This is a genomic window from Kitasatospora cineracea (assembly GCF_003751605.1).
Classification (GTDB): Bacteria; Actinomycetota; Actinomycetes; order Streptomycetales; family Streptomycetaceae; genus Kitasatospora; species Kitasatospora cineracea.
Window position 1 is genome coordinate 5,083,522 of the sequence record NZ_RJVJ01000001.1, and the last position, 21,037, is coordinate 5,104,558.

Below are 21,037 nucleotides of genomic sequence, written 5' to 3' on the forward strand. Positions count from 1 at the left end.
CCTGCGGACGGCGCTCGCCCCGCCGCCCGGCGCACGCCCCCTTCGGACCCGTCCCATGCGTCCGCCCGCGTCCGGCAGCCGGACGCGGGCGGAAGCGTGTGCGGGGGCGGCTCAGCCGTAGGCGTTGAACTCGGTGATCGACCACCACGAGCTGGACGTGCCGGTCTGCACGACCTTGACGTAGCGGGCGTTGCGGGCGGGGAAGTCGACCGTCACGAGGGCGCCGGTGCCGCTGCCGGTCGCCACCGGGGAGCCCCAGGTCACGCCGTCCGAGGACAGGAACACCTGGTAGCCGCGGGCGTAGTCGTTCGCGCTGCCGGCCGAGTCCATGGTGATCCGTGCCAGCGGCCGCACCGCGCCCGTGTCCACCGTCACCGACTGGCCCGACGCCATCGGCGTGCCCGACGACCAGCGCGAACCCGCCGACCCGTCCAGCATGTTGGCGGGCACGTCACCCCCGCCCGTCGCGGACGCCGACGCCGACCAGCCCGTGCGCGGCAGCAGGGCGAGGCCGCCTCCGGTGCCGCCGCCGGCGGCGTTGAGCAGGTCGAGGGCGCTCTGCTGGCAGCCGTAGTCGGTGCTGCCGGGGCCGCCGGCCCAGTGCGGGCCGTACTGGTCGAGCGGGTTGCGGTCCTTGGTGTAGGCGGAGTCCGCCCAGGTGCTCAGGGCCGGGGCGTAGGGGTGGTCGGGCAGTTGGGCGTTGAGCCGGCCCAGGCCGCGGGCGTAGGCGCCCTTGAAGGAGGGGCCGTCGCCGGTGCAGCCGTCGCCCTCGCCGGGTTCGCGCAGGACGCCGCCGCTGGTGAGGCGGGTGGTGGAGGCGTCGGCGAGGGTGCGGGCGGTGGTCAGCAGGGTCGCGTCGCCGGTGGCCCGGTAGAGCTCGGTGAGGCCGCCGAGGACCACGCCCTGGTTGTACGTCCAGGTGGGTTGGCCGTTGTTGGCGCAGGCGTCGTTCAGGCCGTCGTTGACCAGGTGGTCGGCGTTGACCATGCCGCTGCCCCGGAACCAGTTCCACTCGTCGCGGGCCCGCTGGAGGTAGGCGGTGTCGCCGGGGAGGCGGTTGTGCAGGGCGGCGGTGAGCTGGAGGAACAGTTCGTTGGTGACGGCGTTCTTGTAGTTGCCGTTGGTGCTCCAGCGCACGCCGCCGCCACAGGTGCCGTTCCAGTTGGCGTACATGTGGTCGGCGTCGGCGCGGGCGGTGTTCAGGTAGCGGCTGTCGCCGGTCAGGTCGTAGGCGGCGACCCAGGCCAGTCCCCACCAGCCGGTGTCGTCGAGGTACTCGTTGGTGAAGTTGCCGCCCTGGGCGTTGATGTTCTTGTCGTAGGTCTCGGCGATCGCGTAGGTGTAGCTGTTCATGCCGCTGACCCGGGCGTTGTCGATGACCGCGGTCAGCGCGTTGGCGCCGGTCCACCAGCCGTTGCCGCCGAAGAGCCCCGTACCGCGGTCGAACGACATCATGAGCGCGGTCGCGGCGGCGGTGCGCCGGTCCCAGGCGTTCCAGGTGGTGCGCGCCCAGGGGGTGCAGGCGAGGGCGCCGCCGACCTGGCCGCAGGCCCGCAGGGCGCCGACGCCGCGGTTGTTCCAGTCGTCGACGTTGTACATCAGGGTGCGCCAACCGCTGCCGCCCGCGGGGACCTTGGTGTCGCCGAGCTTGCTGCCGCCGCTCCAGGTGCGGCCGCCGTCCATGGAGCGGTCCAGCCACACCTCGTCGCCGCCGGTGCCGCCGGTGATCGAGGCCCAGCCCATGGCGTCGGCGTCGTCGACGTGCAGCACGAGCGTGCGGCCGGAGAGCGCCGCGGAGACCGGCTGCCGGTCCTGCGGGCTGAGCGCGGGGTCACGGGTGTCGCAGTACTTGTTGCAGATCGCGGCGTCGGCGGCCGCGGCCGGCGTGGCGGTGAGGACGGCGCCGGGAAGGGCCGCGGCCAGGGCGGTGGCCAGTAGGGCGGCGCGCAGGGAACGGGACACAGGCATGGGGGCTCCTGGATCGGGTGGGGTGGGGCGTGGGGGTGCCCCGGTGGGGTGGGGCGGTGTGCGGCGGTGCGGGCTCAGGCGGTGGGCAGCGTCCACTGCTGGGCCGGGGTGCCGTTGCAGTCGAAGAGCTGGAGTTGGATGCCGTCCGCCGTACCGGAGTTGGGCACGTCCAGGCAGCGGCCGGACTGCGGGTTGCGCAGCGCCCTGGCGGTGGCGTCGTAGGCCCACTGCTGGCCGGTGGAGCCGTTGCAGTCCCACAGCACGACGGGCGTGTTGTTGCCGGTGCCGCCGCCGGACGCGGACACACAGCGCCCGAAGATCCGCAGGGTGCCGTCGCCGGGGACGGTGACGGACTGGGCGGGCGAGCCGTTGCAGCTCCACGACTGGATGCGGTTGCCGTTCGCGGTGGCGGCGGCGTTGTCGTCCAGGCACTTGCCGGCCAGCGCCGAGGGGGCGGCGCCGGTGCGGGTGCGCGGCAGCGTCCACTGCTGGGCGGCGGTGTTGTTGCAGTCGAAGATCTGCAGCTGGATGCCGTCCGCCGTACCGGAGTTGGGGATGTCCAGGCACTTGCCCGAGCCGGTGTTGACCAGGGCGCTCCCGCGCGGGATCCACTTCTGCCCGTCGCTCTGGTTGCAGTCCCACAGCTGGACGGGGGCGCCGTCGGCGGTGGAGCCGCCGCTGACGTCCAGGCACTTGCCGGACTGCGTGACGCTGCCGTCGCCGGGGAGCGTCCAGTGCTGCGCGGCGGTGCCGTTGCAGGCGTAGGACTGTGCGTGGGTGCCGTTGGAGGTGCCGCCGCCGGCGGCGTCCAGGCACTTGCCCGCGAGGCCGGAGCCGATCGGGCCGGTCGGGCCGACCTGGACCCGGGGCGGGCGGGCGTCGCCGTTGCCGCCGTAGGAGGGCGGCGCGGAGGAGACGGCGGTGGCCCAGTTGGTGTTGGGGGTGGTGCCCAGGGCGAGGTCGAGGGTGGCGCCGTTGATGACGGAGCCCGCCGGGAGGTAGGCGTTGTTCCAACTGGCGCCGTTGAGGGTGGCGCTCTGGACGTAGGGCGCGTCGGTGGCTGCCTGCGGCGCGTTGACGACCAGCCTGCCGCCGCCCGCCAGGGTGACGGTGACGTTGGTGAACAGGGGCGAGCCGAGGGCGAGGTCGGCGGTGCCGGGCGTCTGGGGGTAGAAGCCCATCGCGGAGAAGACGTACCAGGCGCTCATCGTGCCGAGGTCGTCGTTGCCGACGCGCCAGTTCGCCGGGTCGTTGGGCCACAGCTGGTTCTGGACGTCGCGCACCGTCTTCTGGGTCTTCCAGGGCTGCCCGATGTAGTCGTACTCCCAGGGGAGTTCGACGGAGGGCTCGTTGCCGAGGTCGGCGTGCGAGCCGCCGGAGCCGTGGAAGTCGGCGAGGACGGCGTCCAGGTAGGCGGCGAGCTTCGCGTTGCCGCCCATCGCGTCGGCCAGCCCGCGGACGTTGTGCGGGACGGCGCCGGTGTACTGCCAGGAGGTGCCCTCGACGAACTGGTCGCTGCTGGTGGGGTCGAAGCCGCCGCGCCAGGTGCCGTCCTTCAGCTTGGGCTGCATGAAGCCGGAGGCGGGGTTGAACACGTTGCGCCAGTCCTGGGCCCGGTTGGCGAACTGGTCCCGGGCCGTGTTGTCGCCGAGCGCACCGGCGAACGCCGAGATCGCGAAGTCCTGGGCCGCGTACTCCAGTTGGGTGGCCACCGAGCCGTAGAACCCGGGCAGATAGCTGCCGTCGGACGGCAGGTAGCCGTAGTTGGACTGGTAGTCGAGCCCCAGCCGGATGCCGTTGCCCGCCGACGCCTGCCGCACCATCGCGTCCTTGGCCGCGGCGGTGTCGAAGTCCCGGGCGCCGAAGGCGTAGTAGTCGGCGATGACGGCCGGTGCGGGGTCGCCGTTCATGACGTTGGTCTCGGCCGAGTTCAGCGACCACTTCGGCAGCTGGCCGCTCTGCGCGAAGTCGTTGACCAGCGACTGCGCGCTGTCACTGGCCTGCTGGGGGGCGACCAGCGCCTCCAGCTGCGCCTGGGTGCGGTAGATGTCCCAGCCGGAGTAGGTGCCGTACTGGGCCTTCTGCCGGCCGCTGACGGTGTGCACCTGGCGGTCGAAGCCCCAGTACTTGCCGTCGCTGTCGCTGAGCAGGTTCGGGTGCAGCAGCGCGTGGTAGAGCGCGGTGTAGAACACCTTCTGCTGGTCCGGGGTGCCGCCGCTGACGGCGATCCTGCCCAGGGCGGCGTTCCAGGCGTCGTGGTTGGCGGTGCGCACGGCGTTGAAGTCCCAGTTCGGGTTCTCCGCGGCCCGGTTGGCGGTGGCGCCGGCGACGGAGACGTAGGACAGGCCGACCTTCGCCTGCACCGTCCGGTTGCCCGTGGTGTCGAAGGTGACCGAGTTCCCGCCGTCGAACGTGCCGGTGGAGGTGATCGGCCGGTCGAAGACCATGTCGAAGTAGGCGGTGTACGGGGCGCTGGACGCGCAGAACAGGCCGGCGTCCACCGAGCCGCTGACCTCGGTGCTGCTGACCTTGGTGAAGTGCAGGTTGGTGGCCTTGTCCGCGCTCAGCTTGAACAGCAGGTTGGCCTGGGTGGTGGCGGGGAACGTGAAGCGCGCCATGCCGGAGCGGGCGGTCGTGGTCAGCTCGGTGGTGACGCCGTTGTCCAGGGTGACGGCGTAGGCGCCCGCGCTCGCGGACTCCTTCGCGTGCGAGAAGCCGACCGTGGCGCGGCCGTCGACGCCGCCGGTGGTCGGCAGCACGGGCACGTCCCCCATCGCCCCGCACCCGGGCCCTGACAGGTGGTTCAGGCTGAACCCGGTGATGGTGTTGTCGGTGTAGGCGTAGTCGCCGCCCGGCGGCCGGGACGGGGTGTCGGGGCTCCACTGCACCATGCCGAACGGCGAGTCGGCGCCGGGGAAGGTGTTGCCCTCGTGCGACGTCCCGAGCAGCGGGTTGACCAGTGAGGCGGGGTCGGACACCGCGGCCGCCGCCGCTGCGGGCGCCGCCTGGGCGGGCGCGGGCGTGGCGAGTCCGAGGACCACGAGACAGGCGGCCAGGGGAAGGCGCCATCGTTTCATCGTTGCGTCTCCAGAAGGGAACGGACGGTCCGTCACCGAACCGGCTGCGGCTCGGTGCGGTAAGCAAAGAGGAGCTTGGCAACGTTGTCAACGACTGGGACCGAATCGCCCCTTGGGTTCAAGCCATGTAGTCAAGGCGGTGCCCGCATCTCGGCGGCTCCCTCGGGAAGCTCTTGCCCCACTGGTCAACCGGCCTGTTCAGCAAACTTCCTGATACCGCGTCGGTTCTGCGTGAAGTGATCCTGTGAAGGGTGGGCTCAAGGAAATCGGCAGAAACCGGGACTCCCCGGCTCTGCCGACTTCAAGCCATGGCGACTTCAGTGGAAAGGCTCCACCGCGGTGGGAACGACGGCCGTGCCCGCTCCCTGGCGCAGGGGGCGGGCATGGCAGTGAGCAGGAGTCCGGTCAGGACGGGTGCGGGAGCGCTGCGGAGCCGGCGAGGCGTTCGTAGGCGCGGCGGACCTCCGGCACCAGCCGGGCGGCGGACTCCGGGTCGGCGCGCTCGGCGGCGAGCCGCAGGATGTTCCCGCTGCGCCGGTCCGCGGGGACGTCCTCGCCGCGGGGGGTGACGAGGACGTGGAAGTGCGGGTGGTTCTCGCCGAAGACCATCAGGTACGTCGCGGGTGCGCCGGTCACCTCGGTCACCGCCGCGACCAGGTCGCGGGCGCGCCGGCCGAACGCGGCCAGCTCGGCCTCGTCGAGTCCGGTGATGCGCTCGGCGTGCCGCCGGACGCGCAGGACGAACCAGCCGGGGACGTCGTAGCCGGGCACCCGCTCTCCCGACCACAGGGGGTCGCGGAAGACGACGGCGCGGTCCTCGTTCTGTTCCAGGCCGCACATGGAGCAGTCGGCCTGGTGGTGGGACGGGTTCAAGGGGCTCCCTCTGCGGAGGTCGTGCGTGCGGTCCGGTCGGGCGGCGGCGCAACGGCGGTGCGCCGCCACTCGGCCGCGGGGTCAGACGGCCCCGGTCAGGACCAGCATCGGATCGGGCATGGGGGTGCGCAGGGCCCAGGACCGGCCGATCAGGTCCTCGACGTCGGCCCCGGCCCGGCGCGCGGCGAGCATCGCCTCGGGATCGAAGGCGGGGCCGACCGCGTCGGCGCTGTACTCGGGCCCCCGCATGTAGTCGGTGGCGTCGTCCGGTTCGGCGAAGTTGTCGATCTGCATCTCGACGAAGCCGCCGTCCGGGTCCCGGTAGTACAGGGAGGTGGTGACGCCGTGGGCGATGCACACCGCCGGGGCGACGCCCTTGTCGCGCAGCAGCTCGTAGCGGGCGAGGAGGTCGTCGAGGTGGCCGAAGGTGTACGCGACGTGGTGGGCCGCCGCCGTCGTCGGCTTCCGGCGCTCCGTGGGTACCGGTGGCGTGAGCAGGGCGACGCGGTGGTGCTCCTCGTCGTAGGTGATGAAGCACAGACTGTCGTTCTGGAACACGACGTGTCCGTCGAGAACGGCGCAGTACCAGTCCCGCATGGCGGCGGGGTTGCCGGTCTGGAAGACGACGTGGGCGAACTTCGGGGTGGCGGTCATCCGATCCTCCTCGATCGAATCTGCGGACGTTCGTGCGGAGCGGCTGCCACCGGCCGGTGGCCGGTGGCCGGGCGGAGGGCGTCAGGCCCGGGCGACGAAGGTCTGGCGCAGTTCGCCGATGCCCTCGATGGTGCTGACGAGTTCGTCGCCGGGGGCGAGCCAGCGCTGCGGGTCGCGGCCGAGGCCGACGCCGGCGGGGGTGCCGGTGAAGATCACGTCGCCGGGCAGCAGCGGGATCACCGCGGACAGCCGGGAGATCAGCTCGGGCACCGAGAAGATCAGGTCGCCGGTGCGGCCCTTCTGGACCTCCTCGCCGTTCACGGTGCAGCGCAGCCCGAGGTCGTCGGGGTTCTCGAACTCGTCCGGGGAGACCAGCCACGGGCCGATGGGGGCGAAGCCCGGGAAGGACTTGCCGAGGCTGAACTGCGGTGAGGGGCCCTCCAGTTGGGTGATGCGCTCGGAGATGTCCTGGCCCACGGTCAGCCCGGCGACGTGCTCCCAGGCGGTCTCGGCGGGGACGCGGTGGGCGCGGGTGCCGATGACGGCGACGAGTTCGATCTCCCAGTCGGTGTGGCCGTCCGGCGGCAGGACGACCTCGGTGACCGGTCCGGTGATGCTGGTGGCGAACTTGGTGAAGACCGGCGGCATCGTCTCGGGCAGGGCGAACCCGGACTCGGCGGCGTGGTCGCGGTAGTTCAGGCCGGCGGCGACGACCTGCCGCGGCGCGGGCGCGGGGGCGCCGAGCCGGGCGGGATCGAACGCGTCGCCCTCGGGCAGCCGGGCCTGCGCCGCCCACCGGCGGAACTCCTCCCACCGCTCGTAGACGGCCTGCGGGTCGGAGGTGAAGCCGCCGCCGCTGGCCCGCTCGACGTCGACGGCCCTGCCGTCGACGACGAGGACCAGGCGGCCGGAGAGGTTGGCGATGCGCACGGTGCTGCTCCTGTGTTCCGGTGGTGGGCCCGGCTCCGAGGCGGTCGGCCGGGCCGGCGGTTCGACCTGCGGCCGACGGTCTCCGAGTTGGTGGTACCGGGTGGTCCGGCGCTCCCTCGTCGGCCGCGGCGCTGGTGCCACCGTAGGGCGCTATATGTGATAACAGCAAGCGTTCGGGGTGCGAATTCTTCGGTTGGAGTACAAGACGCGGTCCGGCCGCGCGCTCAGTCGGCGACCCGGCGCAGCAGCGGGGCGAGCCGGTACGGGACCAGCGGGCGCATCACGAGCGAGGTGCTGGTGCGCTCCACCCCCGGGATCTCCAGGATCTGCCCGGCCACCCGGTACAGGTCCTCGGCGTCCACCGCCACCACCTGCACCAGGAGGTCGGTGTCGCCGGACAGCCCGTGCGCCTGGACCACCTCGGGGACCGCCGCCAGCGCCCGCGCCACCTCGTCCAGTCGGCGCTGGGCCACCCGGACGGTCACGAACGCGGCCAGCGGGTACCCCAGGGCCGCGGGGTCGACGCACCGCTCGAAGGAGCCGACGGCCCCGGTGCGCTCCAGCGCCGCCAGCCGCGCCTGCACGGTGTTGCGGCTCAGCCCGCTCGCCTCGGCGAGCGCCACCGTGGTGGCGCGGGGCCGGTCGCGGAGCGCGATGAGCAGCCGGGCGTCGGTGGGATCGATCCGCTCGGGGCCGGATCCGGCGCGGGCCTTCCGGGGACGGGGGAGTGGTGAACTGGGCACGGTGCACGCCTTCCGGGGCTGGGGGAACGGGGGATTGGGCATTCTGCGTCATTTCGCGGCGTCTTCTTGTGCGGCGACCCGGCCGGGTGGTCTCCTCGTCCGCAGCGAACCCGCCCCTGGCGGAGAACCCGTTCCCGGCAGCGCGCCGCCGACCGTGACACGGTCGTGGGCCGGCCCGGAAGCACACCGGGGAGCGTCCGGCGCGCACTGCACGCCGCCGTGGAACGCCCCAGTCACCGTCGGCCGCACGTGCGCGCGCCGCAGGTGCCGAGCGCGAGGAGACCGTTCCGTCATGACCACCGCACCACCCGCCCCCCGGCGGACCACGAACACGACCCCCGACGCCGTTCCCGAGGTGCTGCACGAGATCGAGGACCGCGTGCTGTGGCTGTCCAGCGCAGTCGTGCACCACGCCAACCGGGTGCGCCCCAACCCGTCCGGGCTCAAGGTCGGCGGCCACCAGGCGTCCTGCGCCTCGATGGTGTCGATCATGACGACGCTGTGGTTCCGGCACCTGCGCCCCGAGGACCGGGTCTCGGTCAAGCCGCACGCCTCGCCGGTCCTGCACGCGATCAACCACCTGCTCGGCGAGCTGGACGCCTCCCACCTGCCTACCCTGCGGGCCTTCGGCGGCCTGCAGAGCTACCCGAGCCGCTCCAAGGACCCCGATCCGGTCGACTACTCCACCGGCTCGGTGGGCATCGGCGCCACCGCGACGATCTGGGGGGCCCTGGCCCGCCGGTACGCGACCGGGAACCCCGGCAGCGGCTTCGCGGGCCGGCAGTACGCGCTGGTGGGCGACGCGGAGCTGGACGAGGGGGCGGTGTGGGAAGCCGTCCTGGACCCGCAGGTCGCCGACCTCGGCGAGCTGGTCTGGATCGTCGACCTCAACCGGCAGTCCCTGGACCGCGTCGTGCCGAACATCGCGGCCGACCGCCTGCGCGGCATGTTCGCCGCCGCCGGGTGGCAGGTCCTCACCCTCAAGTACGGCGCCCTCCTGGAGGAGCTGTTCGCCCGCCCCGGCGGCCACGCCCTGCGGGCCCGCCTCGACGCCATGTCCAACCCCGAGTACCAGCGCCTGCTGCGCTGCCCGGCGACAGAGCTGCGCGACCGGCTGCCCGGAGCGGGCCCCGAGGGCCCGGCGATCACCGGACTGCTGGCGGAGACGGACGACGCCGCCCTGCTGGCGGCGCTCCGCAACCTGGGCGGCCACGACCTGTCGGCCCTCGACGCCGCGCTGCACCAGGTGGACGACCACCGGCCCACGGTGATCCTCGCCTACACGGTCAAGGGGTACGGCCTGCCGGTCCAGGGCCACCCGCAGAACCACTCCTCCCTGCTGACGGACGACCAGCTGCGGGAACTCGCCGACCGGGTCGGCGCCGACCCCGCCGACCCCTGGCGGGGCTTCGCCGCGGACTCGGCCGCGGCCCGCCTGTGCGAGCGGGCCGCGGCGCGGCTGCGCCGGGAGGCCGTCCCCGCCGCGCGACCCCCGGCCGTCCCCTCCGACCTCGGACGCACGCCGACGGGCACGGCGACCACCCAGGCCGCGCTGGGACGGGCCCTGCTCGACCTGACCCGCAGCGCGCCCGCGGCCGCGCGGCGGATCGTGACGGTCAGCCCCGACGTCAGCTCGTCGACCAACCTGGGCGGATGGGTCAACAAGGTCGGCGTCTGGTCGCCCGTGGAGCGCCCCGACTGGTTCGCCGACGACGCCGAGACCGTCCTGCACTGGCGCGAGCGGCCGACCGGCCAGCACATCGAACTGGGCATCGCCGAGACCAACCTGGTCGGCCTGCTCGGCGAGCTGGGCGCCACCTGGAGCCGCTGGGGCGAACCGCTGCTGCCCATCGGGGTGCTCTACGACCCCTTCGTCCAACGGGCCCTGGAGCCCTGGTCGTTCGGCATCTACGCGGGCGGCCAGTCGATCCTGGTCGGCACCCCGTCCGGCGTCACGCTGGCCCCCGAGGGCGGGGCGCACCAGTCGATCACCACGCCGTCGCTGGGCATCGAGCAGCCCGGCTGCACGACCTGGGAGCCCGCGTTCGCCCTGGACACCGAGTGGACGCTGCTGGCCGCCCTCGCCCGCCTCGGCCGGCCCGACGGCGGCTCCGCCTACCTGCGGCTGTCCACCCGTCCCGTCGACCAGGCCCTCGCGCAGGTCCCCGCCGATCCGGCGGCCCGGGAGCGCCGCCGCCGCCAGGCCGTCGCCGGTGCCTACCCGCTGCGCAGGACCCCGGGCGCCCGGGTCACCATCGCCGCCATGGGCGCCGTGGTGACCGAGGCGCTGGCCGCCGCGGACCGCCTCCAGGGACTCGGCGTCCCGGCCGACGTGGTGTGCGTGACCAGCCCCGGACTCCTCTACCGGGCCCTCGACGCGCGGGCCGGGCACGGCGAGGCGCCCGACTGGATCCTGGACCAGGTCTTCCCGCCGAGCGGGCCACGCCGCTGGTCACCGTCCTGGACGGACATCCGCACACCCTCGCCTTCCTCGCCAACCTCCACCGCGTCCCGGCCCGCAGACTGGGTGTCACCCGCTTCGGGCAGTCGGGCTCCCTGGAGGAGGTCTACCGCCACCACGGGATCGACACGGACAGCATCGTCGGCGCCGCCCTCGACCTCACCGAGTGAACGGCCGTGCGGGGCCGGCGCTCCGGCGCCGGCCCCGCACCGCCGGTCGGTCAGCCCGCGGGGAGGTACTCCGCGCCGCCGATCCAGATGCGCCGGATCGCGCGGGTCGCGGTGATGTCGGCGAGCGGGTCGCCGTCGACCAGCACGAGGTCGGCGCGGTACCCCGGCAGGATGCTGCCCCGGTCCCGCAGGCCGAAGGACTGGGCGGGCAGCACGGTCGCGGCCCGCAGCGCCTCGGCGTTGCTGAGGCCCGCCCGCACCAGCAGCTCCAGTTCGTGGTGCAGGCTGGTGCCGAACGCCGGCTGCACCGGGATGCCCGGGGTGTGGTTGGCGTCGGTGCCCGCCAGGATGCGGGCACCGGCCCGGTGCAGGGCCGCGACACTGCCCTCGGCGGCCGCGTAGTCCAGGCCGGGGATCCCGAGGCCGGCGAAGCCCTCCATCATCGTCAGCGTGGGGGTGGTGGTGGTCCCGGTGACGGCGCACCGCGCCGCCGCGGCGGCGGACAGCGGCACGTCGAGGGGCACGTGCTGGATGATGTCGACGCCCGCGTCCAGGGCCCGTTCCGCCGTGGCCGCGGTCGTGGCGTGGGCCATGACGAGCCGGCCCGAGAAGTGCGCCGCGACCGTCACCGCCCTGACGGTCTCCGGGCTCAGTCCCGGTTCGTCCACGATGACCTTGATGTAGTCGGACCCCTCGGCGATCCGGGCCCGGACGAACCCGGCCGCCTGGTCAGGGCCGGTCAGCACCGCGTTCGCCGGGAAGCCCGGTATCCCGCTCTGCGGGCTGCCCGGCGCGACCCCCGGGGTGCCCGCGCTGCGGATGTCGGTCAGACCCGGCTGGTTGCGCAGCGAGGCGACGAGGGCGGGCGGGAAGCAGGCCATGTCCAGGCCGGTCGTCACGCCCGAGGCCGCCAGTTGGTGGAGGGTGCCGAGGTCCTGGAGGTGGAGGTGCGCGTCGATCAGTCCGGGCAGCAGGACGGCCCCGCCGCAGTCGATCTGCCGGGCGCCGAGGGCGCTGACGCCGATGCGCCCGTTGTCGATGACCACGGTGCGCGGCGCGGTCAGCCGGCTGCCGTCGAAGACCCGGGCGTTGGTCAGGGCGATCCGGTCACCGGAGTCGACGGTGCGACCCTGCGCGTGCGCGGGGGCGGCGGCCAGGGCCTGCATGCCCGCGACGGCGATCCCGCTCGCCGCAGCCGTCCTGAGGAAGTCGCGCCGGTTGGTGTGGCTGATACACATCGTGGTGCCTTTCTGCCGGGTGGGTGCGGAAAGTGCGGTGTTCACGCCTCAAGCGCGGCGGTATATGTGATAACAGTCGCGCTCCGGCGGTGTTGCGAAGCTGTTCGCATGGTGGGGTCCGCCTGTCCCGCCGGGAGCGGGACGCGGTCAGGACAGGGCCGAGAAGGCGATCTTCTCGTTGCGGGCGAGGTGCTGTTCGACGGCTGCGGCGACCGCGTCGGGGTCGCGGGTGCGGAAGGCTGCCAGGAGGTCCGCGTGGGCCTTGCCCCGCCGCTCGTGCTCGGCGGGATCGGGGTCCAACCGGCCGAAGCCGATGCGGATGTAGCGTTCCCCCGCGCGCCACAGGGTGGTCAGGACCCGGATGTCCCAACCGGTCGCGGCCGGGGCCAGCAGGGCGAGGTGGAAGGCGTGGTGGTCGTCGTAGATGTCGGCCATGCCGTGCTCCCGCGCCCCGAACTCGGCGGCCCGGGACTCCAGCAGCTCCAGCTCCCGGTCCGTCAGCAGCACGCACGAGCGCCGGGCGATCTCGGGCTCCAGGGCGCGCCGGAGGCGGTAGATGCCGCGCAGGTCGTCGAGGTCGAGCGGGGCGATGACCAGGCTGCGCCCCGGCCGCATGATGACCAGGCCCTCGCTCTCCAGGCTGCGCAGCGCCTCGCGGACGGGGATGAAGCTGATGTCGAGCATGCCGGCCAGCTCGCGCAGCGAGTACTCCGCGCCGGGAGCGAGGCTGCCGGCCAGGATCGCCCGCCGCAGTTCCTCGGTGGCCTGCTCCACCACGGACCGTGACGTGATGGGCTGGACGGCCCCCCGGGATGTCGTCACGTTCTGTTCCTCGCCTCGGCTGCCGATAGTCGATATCAACTATAGCTATGCCCCGGGAAGGGCCCGCTCGCGCGGCGGCGCCTCGCCCCCGGTCCGCGGCGGTCACAGTTTCAGCAGCCGTTCGGCGTTGCGGTGGGCGATCTTCTCCCGCTGGTCGCGGGTCAGGGGTGCGTGGCGCAGGAAGCCGACGGCCTGCTCGCTCTTCTCGAAGGGGTAGTCGATGGCGAAGAGCACGTTGTCGATGCCCACCACCTCGATGGCGGCCCGGAGCACGGTGTCGTCCATGACCCCCGAGGTGGTGACGGCGATGTTCCTCCCGAAGTACTCGGAGGGCTTGCGCTTCAGCGGGACGCGGGTGTTGATGTTGCGGACCTGGACGTCGAGGCGGGAGGTGTGGAAGGGCAGGAACTCGCCCATGTGCCCCACGATGAGCCTGGCTCCCGGGAAGTCGTCGAAGACGCCGCCGAGGACGACCCGCAGGGCGTGCCCGCCGGTCTCGGCGGCCCAGCTGTAGAAGGGGCCCACGAGTTCCGGGCGGTCCTTCAGCAGGCCCCAGTCGCCGGCCGGGGCGGGGGTGGGGTGGAGGTAGAGGGCGGCGCCCAGCTCCTCCAGGGCGGCCCACACCGGTCGGAACTGCGGCTCGTCCAGGTAGTGGCCGTTGGTGTGCCCGTTGACCAGGAAGCCGGCCATCTTGAGGTCGTGCACCGCGCGCCGGGCCTCCCGCACGGCCGCCTGCGGGTCCTGCAAGGGCAGCGCGGCCAGGCCGCCGAACCGGGTCGGGTGGGCGTCGACGATGCGGGCGAGGGCGTCGTTGGCGACCTGTGCGTCCCGGACGGCGACGGCCGCGTCGGGCTGCATCTGCACTCCGGGCGGGGTGAGGGAGAGGACCTGCATGGTGACGCCGTTCGCGTCCATGTCGGCGAGCCGGTACTCGGTGACGTCCGGGAGCCGCTTGAACCACTCCGCGGTGACCTCGGGCTTGAACGGGATCGCCCCGCCCAGTGCCGTGCCCTGGGTGACGAGGCCCGGCAGCATGACGGCCTCCTCGATCGCGATGATCTTCAACCGGCCGTGCGGGTCGGCTCCGCCGCCGTGCGCCCGGGCGGTGCCGGGGCTCGCCAGGACGGAGGCGCCGGCGAGCGCGGCCGCGCCCGCCGCGGTGTTCAGGGCCTGGCGTCTGGTCCAGTGGGAGGTGCTCATGGGTGCTGTTCCCTTTCCGGGAGGTGGGTGTCCGTCGACAGGGGGGCGCGGCCGCTCAGGGTGTCGACGAGGGCGAGCGCGTCCTCGGGGGCCTCGTTCCCGGACCAGCCGACCACCTGGTCCGGGCGGACCAGGACGAGGCGGACCTCCGGCGGTCCGGCGGGCGCGGGCTCGGGCAGGCGCACCACCGTGAGCGGCACGCCCCGAAGGCGGGCGGCCGCCGCGACGGCCGCCGCCGAGGTGCCGGGCCCGCGGACGAGCAGCGTCAGGCCGTCCCCGAGCAGGTCGTACAGGGAGCGGCCGTCCGCGAGGAACGCGTGCGGCAGCCGGGCGCCCGCAGCTCCGACGCCCTGCTGCGCGGGCAGGACCGGGGAGGAGGCGATGCGGAGTCCGAGGACCAGGTCGAGCGAGTGGAACTCCGCCTTCTTGGTCTCCTGGATCCGCGCCCCCGCTGCCAGCCGGGCCGCGGTCCCGGCCTCATCGTCCGCGTCGAGGTTGTCGGCGAGCAGTTCGGTGGAGAGCACCCGCATGTTGGCGGTCGCCTCCTCGATGACGCGTTCCTGGACGGGGCGCCGTTCTTCCTCGTAGCTGTCGAGGAGGGCCGCCCCGCCCCAGCCGGACAGCACGGCCGCGAGTTTCCAGCCCAGGTCGACCGCGTCCCCGATGCCCGTGTTCAGCCCGTGGCCGCCGAACGGCGGATTGAGGTGCGCGGCGTCGCCGGCGAGGAACACCCGGCCGCGGCGCATCCGGTCGACGATCTGCATCCGGGCGGTCCACGGGTCGGTGGAGAGGACCTCGGCGTGCACCGGCCGGCCCGCCACGGCGTCGATGACCCGCCGCGCCTCGCGCTCCCCGGTCGCCCGGTCCACGCCGAAGGCGATCGCCCACCAGGTGTCCGTCCGGTCCAGCGGTCCGACCAGCGCGGGGGCGGTCGGGTTGACGACCCAGTACTGCACGGCGGGCCCGTGCCGCACGTGCTCCCACAGGCCGGGGCTCTCGAAGACCATGCCGAAGTTCGGGCGCAGGGACTCCCCGCCCAGGTAGCGGGAGCCGATCGCCTCCCGCACGGTGCTGCGCGGGCCGTCGCAGCCGAGCACGTAGTCGGCGGTGACGACGCACCGCAGCCCGGAGCCGTCCTCGACCGTCACGGACACCAGGTCCTCGTCCTGGTCCACGCCGACGACCTTCGCCCCCAGGACCAGCCGCCCCGGGGCGAGTTCCGCCACCGCTTCGCGCAGCACCTCCTCCAGGAGGTATTGCGGTGCCTGCTGGCCGGTCTCCGGGAAACGCCCGCCCTCCGGTACGAGCCCGAGCACGTCCGTGAAGCGGGACAGCTCCCGGCCGGACAGCGAGGTGCAGAAGACGACGTCCCGGGCCCAGGACGCGGCCAGCGGCGCGCGCTTCCGGAGCCGGTCGGCCAGGCCCCAGCGGCGCAGGTGCTCCATCGTGCGCACGTTGAGCGTCTTGCAGCGGGGGCGGGCCCGGGAGACGGCGGCCCGCGGTTCGACGACCAGGAAGTCGACGCCGCGGCGGCCCAGTTCCACGGCCGCCGCCAGGCCCACCGGCCCGCCGCCCGCGACGAGCACCCGCACGTGCCGCGGCAGGGTGCGGTGGTCGGCGGAGGGCATCAGGCCCCGCCCTCGGAGGCCGGCCGGGTGGCGGCCCAGTGGGCGCACTCCTCGGCGAACGCGAGCTGCCGCAGGTGCAGGGCGCGGCCGAGCGTGTGGTGGTCGATGCAGTGGCCGGTGCCGCGGGCGACGCCCGCCTCGACGAACGGGGCCGCGGTGAACATCGCGGCGAACCGGGCCACGTTCTCCGGCCCGCTGCTCCACAGGGCGTCGAACTCGGCGAGCGCGTTGTGCACGGGGACGCGGACCCGGGGCGCGAGGGCGGGAAGGTGCTCCTTCGGCCACCGCGGAGCCTGCACCAACTCCCGTACCGGCACCGGCGCGTAGGACTCGTGCGCCTGCCGCAGCCCCTCCTCCCCGTAGGTGTGGGCGGGCCCGAACATCACCTTGTCCCGCTCCTCGTACGGCAGGTCCACGGTCAGGTCCGCAGGGAGGGAGCCGAGGGCCTCGGCCGCGCCGCCGCTCGGGATGACGGCCCCCATGCCGGTCGCCGAGACGCCGATCAGGGGCAGGTCGTCGGCGGACGCGGCGATCATCAGGGCGATCATGCCGCCGATCGAGTGGCCCACCAGGAACACGCTGCCGGCGCCCAGCAGGACGGCGGCCTGCGCCACGGCGGCGCCGAGCAGCTCCGCGTGCCGGGTGAACGTGTTGGCGTCCGGCGCGAGCGGGGTGCTGTCGCCGTAGCCGGGGCGGTCGAAGGCCACCACCTGGTGGCCGTGCGCGGCGGCGAGATCGACGAAGGACCCTCCGGGGGTGCCCGCGACGTCGAAGTACCGCGCCGTGTACGTGCCGCCGTGGAGGGCGGCGATCAGCGGTTTTCCAGTGGGGACGGCGGGACCGGCGGTGTACGCCGCGATCCGGTGTCCGTCGACCTCGAGGGTCAGAAGGTCGCGCTGTCTGGCCATCTGTGGCCTCCTGCCGGGGGATGGTTTCCGGGGCGCCGCCCGGGCCCTGCGACCCTAGGCGCTATATGTGATAACAGCAAGGGATCGGACGGCCCGCGAAGCGGAGGGAGCTCCGGAGGCCGGTCCGTCAGCCGTTGTGGGGTGCGTAGTCCTGGGTGATCTGCTTGTACTCCAGGAAGTCCTCGACGGAGGCCGTGCCGCCCAGCCGGCCGACGCCGCTGGACTTGAAGCCGCCCTCCTCGAACTCGACGGTCAGGTTCGCCCAGCTGTTGACGGAGATCAGCCCCGCGTCGAGCTGCCGCGCCACGCGCAGCGGCCGGTCGGCGTCGCGGCTCCAGACGCAGGCGCTGAGGCCGTACTCGGTGTCGTTGGCGAGCGCGACGGCTTCCGCCTCCGTGTCGAAGACCTGGACCGTCTGCACCGGGCCGAAGGTCTCCTCCTGGACGATCGCCAGCGAGGAGTCGGGCACCGCGAGGAGGGTGGGGTGGTAGAAGGCGCCGCCCGCGAGTTCGGGGCGCGTGCTCGGGCCGCCGCGGACGACCGGCACGGCGCCGGCCGCGATCGCCGCCTCGACGGCGGCGTCGACCCGGGCCACCGCCGCCCGGTCGATCAGGGGGCCGATCTGGCTGTCCGGGTCGGCCGCCGGGCCGGGGCGCACGGCCTCCAGCCGCCGGGCCAGGGCGGCGGTGAACTCGTCGGCGATCTCCCGCTGGAGCAGGACCCGGCTGCCCGTCATGCAGAACTGCCCGGCGAACACGGTGCACGACTGCACGGCGGTGGCGAGCGCGGCGTCCAGGTCGGCGTCGGCGAAGACCAGGTGGGGCGTCTTGCCGCCCAGCTCCAGGCCCACCCGCTTGAAGCGGGCCGCGGCCGCCCGCGCGACGAGCCGCCCGGTGGCGGTGCTGCCGGTGAAGCTGATCACCGGCACCCGGGGGGACTCCACCAGCAGGCGCGCGACGTCGGAGCCGGACTCGACGACCACGTTCACCGCGCCCCGGGGCAGTTCGGGGACGGAGGCGAGGATCTCGCTCATCAGCGCCGCCGTCCGGGCCGCCTGCCCCGGCATCTTCACCACCGCGGTGCAGCCGGCCGCCAGGGCCGGGGCCAGGGCGCGGACGCAGAGGTAGGCGGGGGAGTTCCACGGCACCACGATCCCGGCGACGCCCACGGGCTGCCGGATCGTCATGGCCTGTCGGCCGGGGTGGGTGTCGGTGACCCGGCCGTGCGGCTGGACGGCCAGGCCCGCCGCGAAGCGCAGGGCGCGGAGGATGAAGTGCGCCTCGAAGCCGGCCTCGTGCCGGAGCTTGCCGTTCTCCCGGCACAGGGTGTCGACCACCTCGGGCATGCGCTTGTCGTACGCGTCGGCGAGGTGGCTCAGGGCGGTGGCCCGCAGCATCGGGTCCAGGCGCCAGGTGCCCTCGGCGAAGGCGCGGGCCGCCGCGTCGACGGCGCGCCGCCCCTCCTCGGCGCCGCCGTCCGCGTACGTGCCGATCGTCTCGCCGGTGGCCGGGTCGATGCTCTCGGACGTCCGGGCGGAGTCGACCCACTCGCCGTCGATCCAGTGCCGGGCGGTGTTCTCCAGGGTCATGCCGGTGGCTCCTTGCTGGTGGGTGGTGGGTGGTGGGGGAGCGGGGACGGGGGTCAGAGGCCGAGCAGGCGCTCCGCGTTCAGGTGGGCGATCTTGGCCCGGTCCTCCTCGTCGATCGGGGCCGACTCCAGGAAGGCGGTGGCCTCCGCCATCTCCTCGAAGGGGTGGTCGGTGCCGAAGAGGACGTGGTCGGAGCCCAGCGCGAGCAGCGCGCACAGCAGCGGCGGGGTCGAGCAGACGCCGCTGGTCGTGACGTACAGGTTGTGCCGCAGGTACTCCGAGGGGTTGCCGCGGGCGAGCTCGATCCCGTGGTGGTTGTGGTACGCCCAGCGCGAGTCCAGCCGCCACAGCACGTAGGGCAGTCCCTCGCCCATGTGCCCCAGCAGCACCTTGGCCTCCGGGAAGTCGTCGAGGACGCCGCCGAACACCAGGCGCAGGAAGTGGGTCGCGGTCTCCGACCCCCAGCTCCACATCGGCCCCACGAGTTCGGGGTGGCCCTGGATGACGTGGGGGGTGCCGACGCCGTTGGCGGGGTGCAGGTAGAGGGGTACGCCGAGGGCCTCGGCGCGCTCCCACACCACGCGCAGCTCGGGGTGGTCGAGGTACCGGCCCCGGGTGTGGGCGTTCACCAGGGCGCCGCGCAGGCCCAGCTCGGACACCGAGCGCTCCAGTTCCCTCGCGGCCGCCTGCGGGTCCTGCAGCGGCAGGGCGGCGAATCCGGCGAACCGGTCGGGGTGGTCCGCCACGACGCCGGCGAGCAGGTCGTTCACCGCCGCCGCCCGGGCGACCGCGGTCGCGTTGTCCGCCTCGGCCTGGATGCCGGGGGAGTTGAGGGACAGCACCTGCACGTCGAGCCCCGCCGCGTCCATCTCGGCCAGGCGCTCCCCGGTGAGGTCGAGCAGCCGCCGGGACGCCTCCCGCCACTTCTCCGGCTGGATGATCGAGGCCGACGAGGCGCCGTAGTCCGCCAGTTCCGGTGTGACGAAGTGTTCCTCAAGACCGATGGTGCGCATCGTGGTCCCTCGTATTTCACTTATATGCATTGACTTCATCGATGGTGAAACGTACGTTCCGTCCGTGTCAACCCTCTGGAAGGTTCGAGAAGTTGGAGGTGCCCGATGACGGGTGCGAACGGCGCTTTCGGCGGTCGGTTCCCGGACGGGAGCACGGCGGACGTGGCCGTGGTGGGGTACGGGCCGGTGGGCATGGTGACCGCGGCCCTGCTGGGGAGGGCCGGCTACCGGGTCGCCGTCCTGGAGCGGTACGCGGGCCTGTACAACCTGCCGCGGGCGGCCAGCTTCGACGACGAGACGATGCGGACCCTCGCGGGCCTCGACGTGGCGCGGGACCTGCTGCCCAAGGTGCGGGTGCAGCCCACCTACGAGTGGCGCAACGGCCGGGGCGACCTGCTGCTGGAGCAGCACTTCGCCGAGGTCGGCCGCAGCGGCTGGCCGGAGTGGAACATGATGTACCAGCCGGACCTCGAGGAGGCGCTGGACGCCGTGTGCCGGTCGATGCCCCACGTGGAGGTGCGGCACTCCAGTGCCGTCGTCGCGCTGGAGCAGACCGCCGAGGGCGCCGTGCTCACCGTCGACGGCGCCGAGGGGCGCCGGACGGTCACCGCCCGCTACGTCGTGGGCTGCGACGGGGGCAACAGCTTCGTGCGATCGGCCCTCGGCGTGAGGCTCTTCGACTACGGCTTCTCCGAGCCGTGGATGGTGTGCGACTTCCGCTTCCGCAGGCCGACCCCGGTGCCGCCCGCGCTGCAGCTCGGCGACCCGCTGGGCCCGACCTCGGTCATCTCGCTGGGCCCCGCGCACCACCGGTTCAGCTTCATGCTCGACTCGGTGGACGACTTCGAGACCGAACGCGACCCGCGGCACGTCTGGAAGCGGGTGGCGCGCCACCTCACCCCCGACGACGCCGACCTCATCCGGGTCGCCACGTACACCTTCCGCTCCCTCGTCGCGGACGACTGGCGCCGCGGGCGCGTCCTGCTCGCCGGCGACGCGGCGCACCAGATGCCCCCCTTCCTCGGCCAGGGCATGTGCTCGGGCTTCCGCGACGCGCAGAACCTCGCCTTCAAACTCGACCTCGTCCTGCGCGGGACCGCACCGGAGGACCTCCTCGACACCTACCAGGCGGAACGCGCACCGCACGTGCGCGCGGTGACCGAGCGGGGCATCGAACTCGGCCGCCTCCAGACCCTGCGGGACCCGGAGCGCGCCGCCGAACGCGACCGGGTGCTGCTGGAACGCCGGGCGCGGTCGGCGGCGCCCGAGGCCGTGCGCCTGCCAGGGCTCGTCGACGGGCTGTTCTCCCGCGAACGAGCTGCCGGGCGGGGGCAGTTGTCGGTCCAGGGCGTGGTGGACGACGGCGCCCGCCGCGACCGGTTGGACCAGGTCGTGGGCGGCGGCTTCCACCTGCTGGTCGACGCGGGAGCCCTGGAGGCGCTGGAACGCTCCGGCCGGCTCGACGAGTTGGCCCGGGCGGGCGTGCGGGTCGTCGCCCCCGGCGAGCGGGCCGCCGCGCACCCGAAGGCGGCCGTCGTCCACGACGTGCACGGCACCTACCGCGGCTGGTTCGCCGAACTGGACTGCGCGGCGGTGGCGGTCCGCCCCGACTTCTACGTCTTCGGCACCGCGGCCGTCCCCGACACCGTGGACGGCCTCGCGGGCGAACTCCTGGTCGCGGTGGGGGACGGCGCGGACGGGCACGGCGCGGACGGGCACAGGGCGGACGGGCACGGGGCGGACGGGCACGGGGCGACGAGCTGA

General features: G+C 73.7%; 14 protein-coding genes and 2 pseudogenes. 2 read left to right on the plus strand and 14 right to left on the minus strand.

Annotated features, from left to right (window positions below; all coding sequences use genetic code 11):
- Window positions 1–111: 111 nt before the first annotated feature.
- The 7 genes and pseudogenes from EDD39_RS41200 to EDD39_RS23070 form a co-directional block, all read right to left on the minus strand.
- Window positions 112–546 (minus strand): discoidin domain-containing protein, encoded by a 435-nt coding sequence (locus EDD39_RS41200; protein ID WP_425269760.1) that lies wholly within the window; start codon window positions 544–546, stop codon window positions 112–114.
- Window positions 529–1,968: pseudogene (locus EDD39_RS23045) on the minus strand (glycoside hydrolase family 76 protein); the annotation flags it as partial. The gene EDD39_RS41200 and the pseudogene EDD39_RS23045, both read right to left, overlap by 18 nt.
- A 74-nt stretch (window positions 1,969–2,042) precedes the next feature.
- Window positions 2,043–5,045, minus strand: a complete 3,003-nt coding sequence (locus EDD39_RS23050; protein WP_123558876.1) for a lectin — start codon at window positions 5,043–5,045, stop codon at window positions 2,043–2,045.
- Window positions 5,046–5,450: 405 nt separating this feature from the next.
- Window positions 5,451–5,918: an HIT family protein gene (locus tag EDD39_RS23055; protein WP_244256936.1), complete on the minus strand. Its 468-nt coding sequence runs from the start codon at window positions 5,916–5,918 to the stop codon at window positions 5,451–5,453.
- Window positions 5,919–5,999: 81 nt separating this feature from the next.
- Window positions 6,000–6,572 carry a VOC family protein gene (locus EDD39_RS23060; RefSeq protein WP_123558878.1) on the minus strand — a complete coding sequence of 191 codons (573 nt, stop codon included), beginning with the start codon at window positions 6,570–6,572 and terminating at the stop codon, window positions 6,000–6,002.
- A gap of 81 nt (window positions 6,573–6,653) precedes the next feature.
- Complete coding sequence (locus EDD39_RS23065; RefSeq protein ID WP_123558880.1) at window positions 6,654–7,502, minus strand: fumarylacetoacetate hydrolase family protein; 849 nt, start codon at window positions 7,500–7,502, stop codon at window positions 6,654–6,656.
- Between the two features lie 224 nt (window positions 7,503–7,726).
- Window positions 7,727–8,245, minus strand: coding sequence for an Lrp/AsnC family transcriptional regulator (locus EDD39_RS23070; RefSeq protein WP_244256939.1), 519 nt, complete (start codon window positions 8,243–8,245; stop codon window positions 7,727–7,729).
- A 292-nt stretch (window positions 8,246–8,537) separates the two neighbouring features.
- Between EDD39_RS23070 and EDD39_RS23075 the strand changes: the two are divergent.
- Window positions 8,538–10,876 (plus strand): annotated as a pseudogene (locus tag EDD39_RS23075) (transketolase-like TK C-terminal-containing protein).
- A gap of 50 nt (window positions 10,877–10,926) precedes the next feature.
- Here EDD39_RS23075 and EDD39_RS23080 read toward each other — a convergent pair.
- From EDD39_RS23080 to EDD39_RS23110, 7 genes are all read right to left on the minus strand, one after another.
- Window positions 10,927–12,159: an amidohydrolase family protein gene (locus tag EDD39_RS23080; protein WP_244256942.1), complete on the minus strand. Its 1,233-nt coding sequence runs from the start codon at window positions 12,157–12,159 to the stop codon at window positions 10,927–10,929.
- A gap of 102 nt (window positions 12,160–12,261) precedes the next feature.
- Window positions 12,262–12,936: a GntR family transcriptional regulator gene (locus EDD39_RS23085; RefSeq protein WP_244256943.1), complete on the minus strand. Its 675-nt coding sequence runs from the start codon at window positions 12,934–12,936 to the stop codon at window positions 12,262–12,264.
- 102 nt (window positions 12,937–13,038) lie between these two features.
- A complete protein-coding gene (locus EDD39_RS23090; protein WP_123558886.1) occupies window positions 13,039–14,136 on the minus strand; it encodes an amidohydrolase family protein in 1,098 nt (365 codons plus the stop codon).
- Entirely contained in the window at window positions 14,133–15,764 is a 1,632-nt protein-coding gene (locus EDD39_RS23095; protein ID WP_123560778.1) for an FAD-dependent monooxygenase, read from the minus strand. The genes EDD39_RS23090 and EDD39_RS23095 overlap by 4 nt, the downstream gene beginning before the upstream one ends.
- Window positions 15,764–16,672, minus strand: a complete 909-nt coding sequence (locus EDD39_RS23100) for an alpha/beta hydrolase (RefSeq protein ID WP_123558888.1) — start codon at window positions 16,670–16,672, stop codon at window positions 15,764–15,766. The genes EDD39_RS23095 and EDD39_RS23100 overlap by 1 nt, the downstream gene beginning before the upstream one ends.
- Window positions 16,673–16,799: 127 nt before the next feature.
- Window positions 16,800–18,260 carry an aldehyde dehydrogenase family protein gene (locus EDD39_RS23105; RefSeq protein WP_123558890.1) on the minus strand — a complete coding sequence of 487 codons (1,461 nt, stop codon included), beginning with the start codon at window positions 18,258–18,260 and terminating at the stop codon, window positions 16,800–16,802.
- A gap of 53 nt (window positions 18,261–18,313) precedes the next feature.
- Window positions 18,314–19,273: an amidohydrolase family protein gene (locus EDD39_RS23110; RefSeq protein WP_123558892.1), complete on the minus strand. Its 960-nt coding sequence runs from the start codon at window positions 19,271–19,273 to the stop codon at window positions 18,314–18,316.
- A 105-nt stretch (window positions 19,274–19,378) separates the two neighbouring features.
- Between EDD39_RS23110 and EDD39_RS23115 the strand changes: the two genes are divergently transcribed.
- Entirely contained in the window at window positions 19,379–21,037 is a 1,659-nt protein-coding gene (locus EDD39_RS23115; RefSeq protein ID WP_123558894.1) for a bifunctional 3-(3-hydroxy-phenyl)propionate/3-hydroxycinnamic acid hydroxylase, read from the plus strand.